This window comes from Pseudomonas sp. CC11G, assembly GCF_056174845.1.
The window spans coordinates 1-16,379 of record NZ_JBWBZC010000030.1; the positions used below are offsets into that span (position 1 = coordinate 1).

The 16,379-nt window shown below is 59.6% G+C and carries 11 protein-coding genes and 2 pseudogenes; 7 read left to right on the plus strand and 6 right to left on the minus strand.

The genetic code is table 11. From position 1 onward, the window contains the following. The first annotated feature begins 171 nt into the window (after window positions 1-171). The 4 genes from AC0V2S_RS24520 to AC0V2S_RS24535 all read left to right on the plus strand — a co-directional run bounded on the left by AC0V2S_RS24520 (window position 172) and on the right by AC0V2S_RS24535 (window position 3,498). Window positions 172-795 carry a cysteine hydrolase family protein gene (locus AC0V2S_RS24520; protein ID WP_475512020.1) on the plus strand — a complete coding sequence of 208 codons (624 nt, stop codon included), beginning with the start codon at window positions 172-174 and terminating at the stop codon, window positions 793-795. Between the two features lie 58 nt (window positions 796-853). Further along, a complete protein-coding gene (locus AC0V2S_RS24525) occupies window positions 854-2,443 on the plus strand; it encodes a hypothetical protein (RefSeq protein ID WP_475511998.1) in 1,590 nt (529 codons plus the stop codon). 10 nt (window positions 2,444-2,453) lie between these two features. Continuing rightward, a complete protein-coding gene (biuH, locus tag AC0V2S_RS24530; protein ID WP_475511999.1) occupies window positions 2,454-3,134 on the plus strand; it encodes a biuret amidohydrolase in 681 nt (226 codons plus the stop codon). Window positions 3,135-3,276: 142 nt separating this feature from the next. After that, a complete protein-coding gene (locus AC0V2S_RS24535; RefSeq protein ID WP_475512000.1) occupies window positions 3,277-3,498 on the plus strand; it encodes a cupin domain-containing protein in 222 nt (73 codons plus the stop codon). A gap of 75 nt (window positions 3,499-3,573) precedes the next feature. Here the strand turns inward: AC0V2S_RS24535 and AC0V2S_RS24540 are convergent, their stop codons facing one another. From AC0V2S_RS24540 to AC0V2S_RS24560, 5 genes and pseudogenes are all read right to left on the minus strand, one after another. Next, window positions 3,574-3,924 carry a nuclear transport factor 2 family protein gene (locus AC0V2S_RS24540; protein WP_475512001.1) on the minus strand — a complete coding sequence of 117 codons (351 nt, stop codon included), beginning with the start codon at window positions 3,922-3,924 and terminating at the stop codon, window positions 3,574-3,576. A gap of 18 nt (window positions 3,925-3,942) precedes the next feature. Then, window positions 3,943-5,223 carry an MFS transporter gene (locus AC0V2S_RS24545; protein ID WP_475512002.1) on the minus strand — a complete coding sequence of 427 codons (1,281 nt, stop codon included), beginning with the start codon at window positions 5,221-5,223 and terminating at the stop codon, window positions 3,943-3,945. Window positions 5,224-5,244: 21 nt separating this feature from the next. Continuing rightward, window positions 5,245-6,033, minus strand: coding sequence for an SDR family NAD(P)-dependent oxidoreductase (locus AC0V2S_RS24550; RefSeq protein WP_475512003.1), 789 nt, complete (start codon window positions 6,031-6,033; stop codon window positions 5,245-5,247). Window positions 6,034-6,152: 119 nt separating this feature from the next. After that, window positions 6,153-7,183 (minus strand): annotated as a pseudogene (locus tag AC0V2S_RS24555) (hypothetical protein). A 51-nt stretch (window positions 7,184-7,234) separates the two neighbouring features. Continuing rightward, window positions 7,235-8,512, minus strand: a complete 1,278-nt coding sequence (locus tag AC0V2S_RS24560) for a cytochrome P450 (RefSeq protein WP_475512004.1) — start codon at window positions 8,510-8,512, stop codon at window positions 7,235-7,237. Between the two features lie 285 nt (window positions 8,513-8,797). On the opposite strand from AC0V2S_RS24560, the gene AC0V2S_RS24565 reads away from it, so the two are divergent. The 3 genes and pseudogenes from AC0V2S_RS24565 to AC0V2S_RS24575 all read left to right on the plus strand — a co-directional run. Next, the gene (locus tag AC0V2S_RS24565; RefSeq protein ID WP_475512021.1) at window positions 8,798-9,412 is read left to right on the plus strand and encodes a TetR/AcrR family transcriptional regulator; all 615 of its coding nucleotides are present in this window, start codon (window positions 8,798-8,800) and stop codon (window positions 9,410-9,412) included. Between the two features lie 250 nt (window positions 9,413-9,662). Next, the gene (locus AC0V2S_RS24570; protein WP_475512005.1) at window positions 9,663-14,048 is read left to right on the plus strand and encodes an NACHT domain-containing protein; all 4,386 of its coding nucleotides are present in this window, start codon (window positions 9,663-9,665) and stop codon (window positions 14,046-14,048) included. A gap of 55 nt (window positions 14,049-14,103) precedes the next feature. Continuing rightward, window positions 14,104-14,589: pseudogene (locus AC0V2S_RS24575) on the plus strand (TetR/AcrR family transcriptional regulator); the annotation flags it as partial. A gap of 154 nt (window positions 14,590-14,743) precedes the next feature. Here AC0V2S_RS24575 and AC0V2S_RS24580 read toward each other — a convergent pair. Then, on the minus strand, window positions 14,744-16,333 hold the full coding sequence (locus tag AC0V2S_RS24580; protein ID WP_475512006.1) for a phytoene desaturase family protein: 1,590 nt from the start codon (window positions 16,331-16,333) through the stop codon (window positions 14,744-14,746). Window positions 16,334-16,379 lie beyond the last annotated feature (46 nt).

Genomic DNA, 16,379 nt, shown 5'->3' on the forward strand with positions numbered 1-16,379 from the left:
TTGTTCATCATCGTTGTATACAACAATGAGTTCATGGTTGGACTTTTGCGCACAACAAGCGGGCGCTGAACGGGTTTGCACACCTTACCGTCAGCGCTGATCAGTAATGCCTGGAGGAACTGGAATGGCGTCGATCATGCTGCAGGCCGAACCCGGCCGGTTTCGCTCGACCTGTCGAGCACCGCGCTGGTGATCATCGATATGCAGCGCGACTTCGTGGAGCCGGGCGGCTTCGGCGAAACGCTGGGCAATGATGTGTCGTTGCTGCGCAGCGCCATCGCGCCCTGCGGCCGTGTGCTGGCCGCAGCACGAGCGCTGGGAATGATGGTGATCCATACCCGCGAAGGGCATCGCCCTGATCTGTCCGACGCACCGCCTGCAAAGGTGCTGCGTGGTGAGCCGAGCAAGCGCATCGGCGACCTCGGCCCGATGGGCCGCATCCTCGTTCGTGGCGAGCCGGGCCACGACATCATCGCCGAGCTGTATCCGCTGCCTGGCGAGGTGGTGATCGACAAGCCGGGCAAGGGCTCGTTTTACGCCACCGACCTGGGCGCGATTTTGCTCAATCGCGGCATCAAGAACCTGCTGGTCTGCGGCGTTACTACGGAGGTGTGCGTCCACACCACCGTGCGCGAGGGCAATGATCGCGGCTACCGCTGCGTGGTCCTCGGCGATTGCTGCGCCTCTTATTTCCCTGCGTTCCATGAGTCGGCGCTGCACATGGTGTCGGCCCAGGGCGGGATATTCGGCTGGGTGTCGGATTCAGAAAAACTGCTGGAAGCGTTGGAGCGTTGAGCCGGTAACGCCCTGTGCGGCCGGGTTGGTCTGGATAGTACCATTGGAGGATTAAGGCATGGCAAGCGTAGAAACGTTCAAACCCCGGCTGTGGACCCCAGGCGACTGGAATGCGCTGTTCGGCTTCGGCACGAACATCCTCGTCAACGTATTGGTGATGACTGGCCTGCTGCTTTATGTGGTGAAGATGCCGGCGGACATCGTCTTCGGGCGCATTCTGCCGGCGACCGGCCTGATGCTGTGCCTGAGCACGCTGTACTACGCCTGGCTGGCGTACCGCCTGGCGCAGAAGACCGGGCGCAGCGATGTATGCGCCCTGCCCTCGGGCATCAGCGTGCCGCATATGTTCGTCGTCACCTTCGTCATCATGCTGCCGATTGCACTCACCACCGGTGACCCCATTCGCGGCTGGGAAGCCGGCCTGACGTGGGTGTTCATTCAGAGCTTCGTGCTGATGCTCGGCGCTTTTATCGCGCCAGTTATCCGCAAAATCACCCCGCGCGCGGCGCTGCTCGGCACGCTGGCCGGTGTTTCGGTGGCGTTTATCTCGCTGCGGCCGGCGCTGGAGATGTACATGACGCCGATAATCGGCGTGGTCTGCTTCGCCATCATTCTCGCCAGCTGGTTCGGCAATGTGCGGTACTTCCGCGGCATTCCGGCCGGGCTGGTGGCCATCGCCGTGGGTACGCTGATCGCCTGGGGCAGCACGGCGCTGGGCTACAACTTCGGCGGCATGAGCCTGGCAAAAGTCTCCCAGGCCATCACCAGCTTCGGCTTTTCAGTACCGCTGCCTGCCTTCGGCCATGTGTTCTCCGGTTTCGAGTTCCTCGGCGTAATTCTGGTGACCGCGATTCCGTTCGGTATCTATGACCTAGTTGAAGCCATGGACAACGTGGAGAGCGCCGCCGTGGCGGGCGACAGCTTTCCGACCACGCAGGTGCTGACCGCCGATGGCGTTATCAGCCTGGTCGGCTGCCTGATGGGCAACCCGTTTATCAACGCGGTGTACATCGGCCATCCGGGCTGGAAGGCCATGGGCGGACGGATCGGTTACTCGGCAGCGACTGGCGTCATCGTGCTGCTGCTGTGCACTTTTGGCGTCATCGCGCTGATGAGCTCGGTGATTCCGGTGGTCGCCATTTCGCCGATCCTGCTCTATATCGGCATGCTGATCGGCGCCCAGGCTTTCCAGGAAACTCCGAAAAGCCATGCGCCCGCCATCATTCTGGCCTTGATGCCGCACCTCGCGGCCTGGGGCAAATTGCAGATCGACAATGCGCTGGGCGCCGCTGGCACCAGCGCGGCCGCCGTCGGGTTCGACAAGCTCGGCCAGACTGGCGTGCTGTATGAAGGCCTGGCGGTGCTGGGCGGCGGCGCGATTCTGGGTGGCTTGATCTTGGGTGCCATCGCGGCATTTGTGATTGAGCGGCAGCTCTGGCGTGCTTCGGCGTTCGCCTTGGCCGGCTCGCTGCTGACCTTCTTCGGCTTTATGCACGGCGAACACATCGGCATCGCCCAGACGCCGCTGGTGGCGCTGGCTTATCTGATGGTGGCGGGCACGCTGGCCAGTTGTGCGTACTTTGTCGGTGAAAAGCAGCCCTCCCCCCTGCCGATGCCAATGCATGGCGAAAGCGAAACGGCGGCATAGGAGAGCAGCCATGACCCGATATCTCGAAAGCACGCCCTACGCCTGGCCCTTCGATGGTGACCTGCGGCCGGACAACACCGCGCTGATTATCATCGACATGCAGATCGACTTTTGTGGCGCGGGTGGCTACGTCGACACCATGGGCTACGACATCGCCCTGACGCGCGCGCCGATTGCTCCGATCAACAACGTGTTGCAGCGCCTGCGTGAGCTGGGCTTTTTTATCATCCACACCCGCGAGGGGCATCGCCCGGACCTGGCCGATCTGCCCGCCAACAAACGCTGGCGCTCGCGGCAAATCGGCGCGGGCATCGGCGATGCGGGGCCCTGCGGGAAGATTCTGGTGCGCGGCGAGCCGGGCTGGGAAATCATTCCCGAACTGGCACCTGCACCGGGCGAAGTGATCATCGATAAACCCGGCAAAGGCTCGTTCTGCGCCACCGACCTCGACCTGATCCTGCGCACGCAGGGCATCCGTAATCTGATTCTTACCGGCATCACCACCGACGTGTGCGTGCACACCACCATGCGTGAAGGCAACGACCGCGGCTACGAATGCGTGCTGCTGGCTGACTGCTGCGCCGCGACAGACCCGGCAAATCACCGGGCCGCACTACACATGATCCACATGCAAGGTGGCGTGTTCGGCGCGGTGGCCAATTCAATGAACCTGCTGGCGGCGCTGGCCTGATGGGAGCACGAGCTATGGGAGACTTCCCGCTACTGTGGCGTAACTTGTTGCGCCTTGACCCAGGCGATCCACAACTGGCCTGGGAGCCCTTTCGCGAGGGTGTGGAAATAGTGCCGCTGCACACGGTGCCAGGCCGGGGCGTGTGCTGCGCGCTGTTGCGCTATGCCCCGGTGCCGCCGTGCCAAGCCACACCCACACCGGCCTTGAATACCTGATGGTGCTACGCGGCGAACAGGGCGATGAGCGCGGCAGTTACGGCGAGGGCGCGCTGTGCATCAACGAGCCCGGCACGTCGCATCAGGTCAGTAGCCGCGAAGGTTGCGTGTTGCTGGCGATATGGGAGGCGCCGGTGAAGTTTGATTAGAAAACCGGTGGGCGGTTCGAGCTATGGCGTGCACGCTCTGCCGCCATAACGATCGGACTGAACAACACTCAACCCCTACATATTGATGAAATACCGCACCGCCAATTTCCCCTCTTCAAACTTGTACAACTCAATCGTCTCGATGCCCCCTTCCCCTTCGCGAAACGCGTTGAGGTGGTGACACGCCGCCTCGGTGCCGTTGACGATGCATTGGCGCACTTCCACACGAATTTTGGGCTGTTGCTGCGCCCACATGCCTTCAAGAATCTGCCAGGCGTCGTGTAGCGGTTTGCCGACGTATTCGATGCTCAACCCGTTGGGTGACACGCTGCGGTAGTGGGCGAAAAAGGCTTCTTTGTCGCCGCTATTCCACGCATCGATCTGGCCGTGCAGGAAGTGTTCGATGGCCTGTTTGTCCATGCTCATATCTCGGTCGTCCTTTGCTTAGGCGTGTTGTTGGTGGAGTTGGCGTTGGCGGGCTTGAAAGGCGGGTTCCATTTTCAGCCAGAGTAAAATGCCGGGGCCGATCAGGGCGCAGCAGAAGCAGCACACCAGCACGGCCGAGTAGCTGCCGTACACGTCATACAGGTGGCCGAACAGCATGGGCACCAGGCCGGAGACGATGGTGATCAGGCACAGGTGCAGGCCGAAGATGCGCGCGTAGTCCTTCAGGCCGAAGTAGCGGGCCATCAAGAAGGCCGCCAGGTCGAATTCGGCGCCGGCGCTGGCGCCGATGCACAGGGTGGCGAGTATCAGCAGCGGAATGCTATGCGCGCCGCCGAACAGGAAAATCAGACAGCCCACGGCCGGCAGCGCCAGGCTGATGGCGGCCACCAGGGATGGCGAGTAGCGGTCGAGCAGGTAACCCACCAGCAAGCGCCCACCGATGATGGAAATGCCGAAGGTGCTGAACACCTGGGCGGCGTCCTGCGCGGTCAGGCCTTTGCTGATCAGCATCGGCACCATGTTGGTGACCATGCCGACGGTGAGCGATACCGACAGAATCAGCGCGACGTTAAAGCCCCAGTACACGCCGGAGCGCAGCGCTTCTTTGAAGGTGACGCCGTGCAGTTCTACGGTTTTTTCCTGGGTGACGGCATCCACGCTCACGCGCTCGGCCGGTAGGCGCAGCCACAGCAGCGAGAGCGGCAAGGTGAACAGCAGCGGCATGGCGCCCAAGGCGATAAAACCGGCTTGCCAGCCGTAGGCGGCGATCAGGCGCGAGAGCAGCGGTGGCAGCACCATGGCCATCAGGCCGGTGCCGCAGAGAATCACCGCCAGGGCCAGGCCACGGTTACGTTCGAACCAGAGGTTGACCAGCTGCGTCCAGGTGATGGCGATGGTGCCGGCGCACACGATGGGCATGGTGAAAAACGCAAAATACAGCCAGCCGATCGAGCCCTGAATCTGGGTGATGGCGAAGTAGCCGACTATCTGCAGCACGATGGAAAACAGCGCCACCCGGCGCAGGCCAAAGCGGCGGTAGAGCCAGCCCACCACCTGGGTGGAAATGGCCACGCCGGCGAACAGAAAGGTGATGGAGGCTTGCAGGTCGCCACGGCTCCAGCCGAAGGCTTGTTCCAGCGGAATTACCAGGGTGCCGAAGGCGTAGAGCAAGGCGGCGGTGATGCTGGTGCAGATGCCGAACAGGCCCAGCAGCACCACGCGCCAGCCGCGTTTGAATTCGGAAAAATCGTTGCCGTGTTCGTTCTTGTTGTTATGCATGACCCGTTCTCCTGCAACTGCTTAGTGGCCCTTGAGGATTTCGTCGATTTTCGGCAGGGCAATCATGGTGGCGCCGCCGTCGACCAGCAGCGAAGTGCCGGTGATATACGAGGCTTCGTTGGAGGTGAGAAACAGCACGGCGTTGGCGATGTCTTGCGACTGCCCCAAACGCCCGACCGGAAAGTGCGCGGCGATTTTATGCGGCAGGTCATCGCCCAGGGTTTCGTGCATATGGTCGGTGCCGATCAGGCCGGGCTCGACCACGTTGACGAGGATATTCATCGCGCCGAATTCCACGGCCAGGCCGCGGGCAAAGGCGTTCATAAAGGCTTTGGTGGAGCCGTAGGCGATTAGTCGCGGGGTGTATTTGCGGTTGGCTTCGCCGGAGGAAATAAAGATGAGCCGGCCTTTGTCGACGGCTTTGGACAGGTATGGCGCGCTGTCTTTGGCCAGCCAGAACAGCGATTGCACGTTGCTGCGCACGATATGGTCGAACACGTCGTCGGCCATCTCGGCCATCAGGCCGCTGCTGGTGTCGGCAGCGCAGTGCACCACGATATCCAGGCCGCCAAAGCGCTCGACGCCGCCCTGCACCATGGCCTTGATGGCTTCACGGTCGGCGATATCGCCACCGACCAGGCAGGCTTCGCCGCCGATGTCGATGATTTGCTGGATGGTTTCTTCGCCGTATTTGGCAGTGCGCGCGCTGACCACCAATTTGGCGCCTTCGCGGGCGTAGGCCAGGGCAATGGCCCGGCCCATGCCACGGCCGGCGCCGGTGATGAGGACGACTTTGTCACGGAATTTCATCGCGGGTCCTTGTTGTTATGGTTTGTCGAATGCCGCTAAGAGCATCGAGGCTGAAGCCTCTCCCACAAGAGATTGCGGTCCATTGTGGGAGAGGCTTCAGCCTCGATGTTTTTGATCTTTTACAGATCTTTACCCGGCACATTGCGCGCCGACCCATTGCGCCGATCCGATTCCCCCCAACCCAACCAGTGCGACGGCTCGCGGGTGTCGCCCACTTTGCGCCAGCGCCCTTCTTGCTGCGCGGTAATCGGGAAGCCGCCGACGAAGTCGATCATCTCGCCCTTCTCGTCGGGCAAAAATTCCCACTGCTCGTTGCCTTCCAGGGTGATGACCGCGCTCTTCAGAAAGTAGCTGCCGTCTTTATGCTCAGTCTTGCCTTCGATATCGGTGGTCACCCGCACTTCGCCTTTTTCGTTGTTGAAAATGGCGTAGCCAAGGTGGTCGTGGCCGACCATAACGAGCCGGTGTCCCAGGTGCCGTCTTTGTAAACGGTGACGAACGACCACCAGATCACGTGCTTGTTGTTGTTCACCACCAGGTCTTTCTTGAAGTGGATGGCGCCGCCTTCGGCCATATAGAACTGGTCCAGGGCCATGGCGCCTTTCACTGGGCGGCCTTCGCAAACACCGGCGATGTCCCACAGCTGCGACACGTAAAACGTGCCCCACTCCACGCCCGGCAAATACCACTGCAGGCCCGGGCCGAGCAGACGGCCTTCGAGGTGAAACAGACCCTCTTCTTTCCAGGTCAGGCGCTCGCTGTTGGCGGTGATTTCCCAGCCGTTGCCTTCTTCGCCCGGCTGGTTGGTCCAGCGCACGGTGTCGCCTTCCAGGGTTTGCACCGGCATCGGCGTCAGCGCCTGCTTGGCCATCTTGGGATAGTCCATGCGCAGGTTGACGTTATCGACGTGGTTGTTGAGGTAGAAGAATTTGGTCGGGTTCGGCGTGCCAGTGGGGGCCATCAGCGAGCGCACGAAGGAATAAATGTTGCCCTCCTCGTCACGCACCGAGCCGAACGGCGAACTTTTGCTCAGCTGCAGGCCGAAGAAGCCGCGCTCGGCGGCCATGGAGGCGCCGGTCACCTTGTGCGGGCCGACCAGTTGCTGAAAGCCGAAGTCGCCGCGTTCCGGGATGGTTTTGAACGTTCTCATAATGCCCTCTGTTGTTTTTGTAAGGCTTGAAGGTGAGGTTGTAGTGCGCTGTTAGTCCCAGATCACCGGCAGCTTGGAAACACCGCGCAGTTGCGCGCCGCTGATCACCGGCACCGGCTGGGTCGGGTCCAGGCGCAGGTTGGGGAACAGGTCGAGAATGGCGTTTACCGCGCTGCTGATTTCCAGCTTGGCGACGAATTGGCCGATGCACATATGCGGGCCGAAACCGAACCCGAAGGAGGGTTTTGGCTTGCGGTCGATGTCGAAGGTGTGGGCGTTTTCGAAGGCCTCTTCGTCGCGGTTGGCGGAGATCACCATGCATTGCACGAACGAGCCTTTGGGGATGATCACACCGTGGAATTCCACTTCCTTGGCGGTTTCGCGCACCTTGAAGGTGGCCACCGGTTCAAAGCGGGTGGTTTCGTCCATCAGCTTGTTGATCAGGGTGCGATCGGCTTTGACGCGCTCCAGCAGGCCTGGGGTGGTCAGCAGCAGGGTCATCACCGAACCGAACATACGGGTGGTGGTTTCGCCGGCGGCGGGCAACAAGGAGCGAGTGAAAGTAATCACCTCGTGGTCGTCCAGCGTGCGGCCTTCGTATTCGGCGCGCAGCAGGCGCCCGACTACGTCGTCGCCCTGGCTGCCTTCGGCGCGGCGTTTGACCACCACGTCGGCCAGCGCGTCGTAGAGGCCTTTTACGGCCAGACCCGCCTGGCGACGCGCTTCGTCCATCTTGGCCGGGTCGATCTGGTTGCCGCCGACAATGGCCAACGCCCAGGCGGCGTATTGCTTGTATTTGGACGGGTCGTCGGAGGGAAAGCCCATCAGCGCGTACATCACGCGAATCGGCAGCTCGAGGCCGAACTTCATCAGGTCGGCTTTCTTGTCCGGCAACATTTTCTGGATGTAGTCCTCGCGGATGATCTGGTCGATCTGCGGGCGCCACTTGTTCACGGTCTCTGGCATAAACGCCGGTTGCAGCAGCGCACGCACTTTGCGGTGTTCGTCGCCGTCCATGGCCAGAATGATCAGGCCATCGAAAAACGCGCCCAGGCCTTCGGCGATAAAGCCGCTGGTGTAGGTGGCGCCGTCACGCAGCACGGTCATCACGTCCTGGTATTTGAACAAGGCGTAGGTGGGCTTGGTGCCCTGTTTGGTGCCGGCGTTGGTGGGCACGCCGAACTGGGTAATGAAGTCGCCTTCATAGATCGGCGAAATCTGGCGCTGCTGGCGGCACACCTCGTGAATGTCCAATTCGGTACCGCGGTACAAATCCGATACGGCGGAATAGGCGGTTGCCAGGTCCAGGGCGGCGCTGTCGTTGCTCATCAGGATCTCCTACAGTCTCTTGTTTTTATTGTTCATCGCGCCAAGACTGTCCGCCTTGCGGCGCCTCGGTGCTTGAGCGTGCCAACAGGTGTTGTGGGCAAGCCCGAACCTGTGAACCGATGGTATGCGCATGTGGTTTTGGCGGTGCGGCACTTCGTTTGACCTGGGGTCAAACGATGGCCGGCAAGCAAATGCTTCAAGGTATGAATCACGCGGCACAAGGAGCGCGATGTGGCGGTAAAGGGCAAGACGGCCGAAGGCGGCGAACAGGGCAAACGCAACACCATGAACCGCCTGCTCGCAGCGGCACGCATCGAGTTCGCCAGCAAAGGCCTGGCGGGCGCACGGGTGGAAGAAATTGCCCGCGAGGCCGGGGTGACCAAGCAGTTGGTGTACCACTACTACGGCTCGAAAGAAGGCTTGTTTGTGGCGGTGCTGGATGAATCTTCGGACAACATCATGTCCGAGCTGGTGAACCTCAGCGTCGAGCAACTGCCACCGCCCCAGGCCATGCGCGCCCTGCTCAATCACTTCTTTGACCAGTACCGGTTTGACCCTTTTCTGGGCAGCCTGGCGCTGGAAGGCATCCGCTACCACGACGCCCACCAGACACCGCGCAACCGCTTTCTGGAGCTGGCGCCGGCATTGATTGGCAAGCTGGAAGCGATATTGGTGCGTGGGGCGGCGAGCGGGGATTTTCGGCCGGGGATCAATCCGCGGTTGCTGCTGGCCAGTGCGTCGTTGGTGACCACGGGGTGGTTTACCAACAGCTATTCGATGTCGGCGTTGGCGGGGGTGGATACCGATTCAGAAGAAGGGATGGCGACGTGGCGCGAGTATTCGGCGGATTTTGTGTTGGCGAGTATTTCGTTGGGGCAGGAAGAGCTACCGATTCTTTAAACATGCTTTCATCCACCCGCTAACAAATAAGCAGCGTGACATACCTTATCTATCCTCAGGTTCTAGACTAACGCTCAACTTAGAGAAGACGTGAACGCTTCGGGAATCAGATATGAGAAATGGACGCCATCGACAAAAGTGCCATTCGCTTTTAACTATTACTGGCTCGGTTACAGCGTCTTTCGAAGCATTCTATGATGATCGGCTGAATGTCATTTCGGTCCTAAAAACTCTGGTGCAATAATCTCAAATGTCCGTGCGCGACAACTTCTCGGCAAAAACTATTCGTGCCCTTGCCGCAAGGGTTGGATATCACTGTTCGAACCCGACCTGCATGAGCTCGACGTCCGGCCCTGCCCACGATGAAGAGCGCAGCGTCAACATTGGCGTAGCTGCACACGTCGCAGCTGCCGCTGCAGGCGGCAAACGCTATGACCCGAATATGAGCTCAGGCGAACGCAGCAGCGGATCAAATGGGATATGGCTGTGCCAGAGCTGCTCTAAACTCATCGACTCAGACGATATCCGCTACACAGTAACGCTGCTCCATCAGTGGAAAGCGGATGCTATCCAACACGCCCTCAGCTCCATCTCTGGCGGTCGGCCCCTCGGGCCGGTTAAACCTTCGGACGCGCTAGACGCAGCAGACGAAGAGTTTCTTCGTGGACTGGATTTTCCCAGTGCAGACGCCGTCAATGGAGCTGGGGCGAAGCTTCGCGCGACTACGATCACGGACATTGCATCGTTTCGCGCGGCGCGAGGGCGACCCATAAGAACTATCGAGCGGACGTTTAGACTTGAAAGTGGACTTACGCACTACATCACACTTGATAGTGTGGCGGAACTCACAGCGCTCGCGGAGCCGGTCGCTGTCATCGCGCCAGGTGGCGTTGGAAAATCGACCACACTTGTGCAACTCGCAGAGTGTTTGGTCGCGCAGGACCGTGCGATCCCACTTCTCGTACCGTTAGGTGAGTGGTCAGACCGCCAGGAAGACTTTTTCGATTTTATCTTACGGCGTAACGCCTTCGCAGCCTTCAGACGTCAGCACTTAATGGCGCTAGCCTACCAAGGACAGCTTGTGCTGCTACTTGATGGCTGGAATGAGCTGACTACCGAAGCACGTCTTCGGGCAACAAACGATCTTACCGCCCTGCAGCGTGACTATCCTCAACTCGGTATTGTTATTAGCTCTCGGCGCCAAACCCTGCCAAGCATCGGTCCAATCGTAAAGATCGAAGCATTTTCATATGACCAACAGATGGAGCTTGCACGCTCAGCACGTGGTCATGATGGCGAAGAGCTTGTTGACAGGGCGTGGCGCACAGCAGGCGTTCGTGAACTTGTCGGCAACCCTCTCTATCTGAACGCTTTATTGACCTTACCCCGTGAAGTTGCGTTCCCCGAAACCAAGGAAGCCGTGCTGGGAATTTTCGTACGACACAACGAAGCTCTCCCGGAAAGAGTCGAGCGTCTACATAGGGACACGCTTGGTCATCACGTGACCTTGCTAACCCACCTCGCAGCTGAGGCTAACCGCAGCGCTAGTACGGTTATTCCTGATGAAAAAGCCAATCGTGTCGTCTCAAGCGTTTTGCGCCAACTTTTTGAGGATGGCCAGATCGGCACGCCACCAAACCCTCGCAGCATTATTGACAGCTTGGTGGATGCGCACTTACTGGTACGCATGGCTGGAGCCAATGGCGCAGTTAGCTTTCAGCATCAGCTTTTCCAAGAATGGTACGCCGCCGCAGAAGTCGAAGAACTAATGAAAACTGCGGCGAGAGGAAGTCTTGAGGCTCTCAGAAAGCTGCGCGAGAACGTGCTCAATAAAACAAACTGGGAAGAGTCCGTTCTGTTTGCGTGCGATAGGCTCTCCCGTGCAGACATAGGTGGCCGACAGGCCGTGGCGATCGCCGCTGATGAGACACTAGGCATAGACCCGCTTCTAGCTGCAAAAATGTTCGATAGGAGCATTGATGCTGTATGGCTATCTTTACGTGATCGTGTTTTGCGCTTCATCGGGCGCTGGCATACACCTGGAGTTGTCGACCGAGCTTTACGATTTATGATCACGTCCGGGAAATCGGACTTCTCAGAGTACGTTTGGCCACTTGCTTCGAGCTCAGACCATCAGATTCAGTTTGCAATATTTCGAGCTGCTGACCGCTTTCATTCAGGTGTTTTGGGTCCTGATCGTGAGGCTCGCTTGCGTGCACTTCCCGCTCCCCAGCGAAAAATCGCCCTTGCCGAGATCGCTGGCAACAGTGGTTTCGACGGAATGGAGCTTGCCGCGACGTTGGCAGCCTCCGACCCCGATCCTGAGGTCGTAGTTGCCGTAGTGGTATCGCTCGCATTTCGCGGCGGTGATCGACATGTGAACCAAATCATGGCGGAAGCGCTGGACTCGACCTGGAGCGCGCTCGGTAGAGAGAACTATCCCGAGCACCTGACAGATCCTCACCTTGATGCGCGTCTCACTTCAATACGTGAAACGGCGCTTGGAGCCGATTGCCCTCCAGAACAACTGCTTGATTGGATCGCCAGCCAAAGACCAACGGACGCGGATGAGCGTATATCGCGACTGATTGCGACAGCCGAAATAGGTGCCAATAGCGAACTCTTCGAGCATTCAATTTCACAAGCGTTCTCTTCATTCCCGAACGCCGTAGCAGCAGGACTTATCGCTCGTTTCACCTCCAATTTATCGCTTCCGAATCGCATCGCGGAATACCTCACCGGGGCCCCGCTAGTCGATAGTGGCCCGGTCGCCGAGGCGGCTCTTAATTCCGCGACGTCTACAGTCCGTCAAATTACGGCAGCGGTAATCATCGGACCGACAACCGTTTTGGCACTTTTCGAACAACTGATCGCAATAGAAGCGGAAGTGCAGGAGCGTGGGCGCTACGACAAACAGCTCGCGGACGCCCACTTCCGTTTAGTGCTCGTGCTTTCTGCTACGCGACAGGAAGCCTTCGTTCCGGCCTTGATCGCTAATGCTCGGACCAGCGATCCTCGTCGAATTGGCTTATTAGCTGATGTACTTGCCCGACACGGCAGCAACATTACTGGTTTCAAGCTGCCATTCGACACCGCCCACCGCTCTGTTCTTCGTGATGTCGTCCATAACTGGATGGATTCATTACTCTCAGCCTTGCATCCCACGCGGCAAGCAGCCTCTGAAGTGGCGCGTGCGGCAGGAAGGTTGGCGGATGCAGCACTGGCTGAGCCGTTACTAGCACTTCTTGAGCGAGACCTCGCTGAATACGATGCTGCTCGTAACGCACGGCTTAGTGTTGGTGGCCACAGAGCTCCCATCCCCGTTGGATACACACAAATTTATGCCGACGCTTTCAAGCAGATGCATGATGAGCCGGCAAGCGCCATCCTCATGCGCTGCGTTGCCGATCTCCGCTGGGGCCAAGATGCAGCCGCAGCCTTGCTTGGAATCTGGTCGACTGATAATGCCCCCCAAGAAAAAAGCATCTTCGCTAGTTGGACCGATTACTCGAGTCATCTAGCGCGTAGGGAAGAACGCGCTACGGCGACTCCCCCGACGTCTGACTTTGCCGAAGCGATTTTCGCAGCGGTTGACGCGATTGGCAGCGATACAAGATCCGACGCTGAACAACAGCACGCTCTGACGCTCGCCGCGACCGCTCTTGCCCTTCCGCATGGAGACAAAAGAGCCGAGATTAACCGCCTACTAACGCTGCCTCAGCCCACTAGCTGCAAACACCGGTTACTCGCATGTGCAGCCCGTGCAGGCGAGATTATCCCGGCGCCCCTATTGTTGGAGGGCATACGAGACGTACTTCTCGCTTCCCAAACACAACATTGGCGCCTCGAAGCAAGTCGCGGCGAGTTGATGGGCTGGGTGGATCTTTTTCCCTTTTCGGATGAGCCAGAGAGCGTTCACGACGCTATTGCACTGTTACCAGACCCGTTCCGCCGACCCCATGCGTTAAAGCGCTTGCTCCAGACCTTGCCACAAGGCCCTTCTGACGCAGCTCTGACAGCACTAGAACGTCTCGCCGACGACCCTGCTTTTTTTCAGGACTTCGAATGGATGAGCGCCCTCCTTAAGCTAGATACGGAGGCTTCGGCGATATCTGCGCTTAACCATCTCTGTTTGGGCCATAGCCCCATTGGTGATCGCTATTGGCTTTCGGACAAGATGACTTCATCGGCTTGCAAGTTTCCTAACTTTCGCGCCGCTATGATTAATCGATATCGTACCCTGCCGCCTGGTGAGACCCGGCGTATCGTAGAGGGAGCGATGGCCAACATGCCCGACGAGGAGGTCTTCATGGCGCTCTTCAATAGCCATGCCGATACGGCGCATTCCACTCACGGTATGCAGAGTGTGATACGGAACTTGGCTCTAGGTAGAAGACCCGCAAAAGAATGGGTCGGTGCTTTCGAGGTGTTTGGATTGCCGTTGATTGAATTGCGCGCTCAACTGTTCGCAATGCTTCTAGCAAATGATGGACGCGCATTGCTAGCCAAACAGTGTTTGATCGTAATTGATGAATACAGGGACGAATACGGCCGCCCTACCAGTGAGCCCCGACATCCGGACATTTCCGCAAACCGCCCATGGCCGACCGAAGCCGGCGAGTCTGTGGCGGTGTAAAACCTGGAAAAGGATTAGGGCGATTGGCACCGAGCGGACTAGGCCGTTTTGGTAGAAAGAAGGCCTGTTTGTTGCGGTGCTGGATGAGTCTTCGGACAACATCATGTCCGAGTTGGTGAACCTCAGCGTCGAGCAACTGCCACCGCCGCAGGCCATGCGCGCCCTGCTCAATCACTTCTTTGACCAGTACCGGTTCGACCCCTTCCTGGGCAGCCTGGCGCTGGAAGGCATCCGCTACCACGACGCCCACCAAACACCGCGCAACCGCTTTCTGGAGCTGGCGCCGGCATTGATTGGCAAGCTGGAAGCGATATTGGTGCGTGGGGCGGCGATCGGGGATTTTCGGCCAGGGATTAATCCGCGGTTGTTGCTGGCCAGCGCGTCGTTGGTGACCACGGGGTGGTTTACCAATAGCTATTCGATGTCGGCGTTGGCGGGGGTGGATACCGATTCGGAAGAAGGGATGGCGACGTGGCGGGAGTATTCGGCGGATTTTGTGCTGGCGAGTATTTCGTTGGGGGCAAAGGCGAGCCAATCGTAACGGGGCTAACCGAATAAACCGCAGCCCTCACCCCTAGCCCCTCTCCCGTAAACGGGAGAGGGGAACAGATCGGCGTTCATCCCTATTACGCGATTAAGTCCCCTCTCCCGTGTACGGGAGAGGGTTGGGGTGAGGGGCCGTTGATTTTGATCCCTTACTTCTTCAAATACGCATTAACCCGCGAAGCCGCCAGCTTGCCGGCCATGCCGTTCACCCCGCCACCGGGGTGAATACCGGCGCTACCCAAATACAGTCCCGCCACCGGCAACGTATCCCCGCCCAACCCATGCGCCGGGCGCATGGTGGCCGAGCGCATCGAGGTGGTGTCGATATGCACCACGCAGCCGTTTACGGTGTTCAGCCGTGCGGTGAAGTCTGGCGCCGCTTCAATATGCCGGCCGATCACCTTGCCTTCAATGCCGTCGATATAGGCGTACAGCTGCTCGGTCACCTGATCGGCCACCTTCTCGCGTAGCGCGTCCCAGCCTTCGGTGGGGTTGGTGGGCATTACCGGCGGGTAGATGTACAGCACGTCCTGGCCGGCAGGGGCTTGGCTTGGGTCGGGGCCGCTTGGGGCTGCCACGGTGATATAGGGCAGCTTGGGCACTTCGCCACGGGCGCAGGCGGCGAAGTTTTCCAGTACGCCTTCTTCGGTGCCGATCAGCAACACGGTTTTGCGTAGGTCTACGCCGTCGCCGCGCAGGGCTTCATAGCGCGGCAACGAAATCTGCCCGCTTAGCGCCACGTCGACTTTTAGTGGGCCTGAGCCTTTGGAGTTGGCCGGCGCCATGGCGATACGGGTGAGCAGGTGGCGGGGAATCTGCCCAGCGGTGACCATCTCCAGCGCCGGTTTCGGGTGGCAGCCGGCGATAACGACCCGCGCGGTAAATTCGCGGCCGTCTTTGAGTTTCACGCCTTTGACCTGGCCGTTGGCCGCGACGATTTCGCTCACGCTCGCCGACAGCAGCACCTTGCCGCCCAGTTCTTCAAAACGGGCCTGCATGGCGTTGCTCAGTTGCTGCATACCGCCAATCACTCGGCCCACGCCAAAGCGATGCAGGAAGCCGAGCAAGGCGTAGTAGATGCCGCCGCCGTCTGCGGTGATATCGCCGGCCAGGCCGGTGAGTGCGCACATGGCGGAGATGGTCACCGGGTGTTCGAAACGTTCGCGCGCTGCGGCCTGGGCCGAGCCGGTCATCAAGGCCATCAGCGCGGGCTTATGCGCTTTGTGCTTGATCGCGGTGGCGGCCATTTTCAGCTTGGTGCCGAGGTTAAATTTGGCCGGGTCGACGCGCATCATCGGCAGCGCGATGTCGAGGAACATGTCGATGACTTTCATAAACTCCAGAAACGCTTCGGCATCTTTGGGACTGAAGCGGCGGATCTCGGCGGCGGTTTTTTCGCGGTCGCGCCAGAAGATCAGCGAGGTGCCGTCCGGGTGCAAGTACACATAGCCCGGCGCCACTTCGACCGATTTCAGTCCATGGCGCTCCAGCTGGAGTTCGCTCATGACATGGGCGTGCACGCGCATCGACATCATGTCCAGGGCGCAAGGATGAACCAGGTGCTGCGGTGCTTCGGGAATCAGGTAGCCGGACGAGGCCATGCCGCCGACCTTGTCCAGGGCTTCCACGATCAGCACTTTCTTGCCTTCCATACCCAGGTAGCAGCCGGCCGACAGGCCGTTGGTGCCACCGCCGACCACGATCACATCGAAGTCGGTATTTGCAGTCGTTTGGTTCATCACAAGGCTTCCATGACGTAGCTCGCCCGCGCCCGGATGGGCGTGA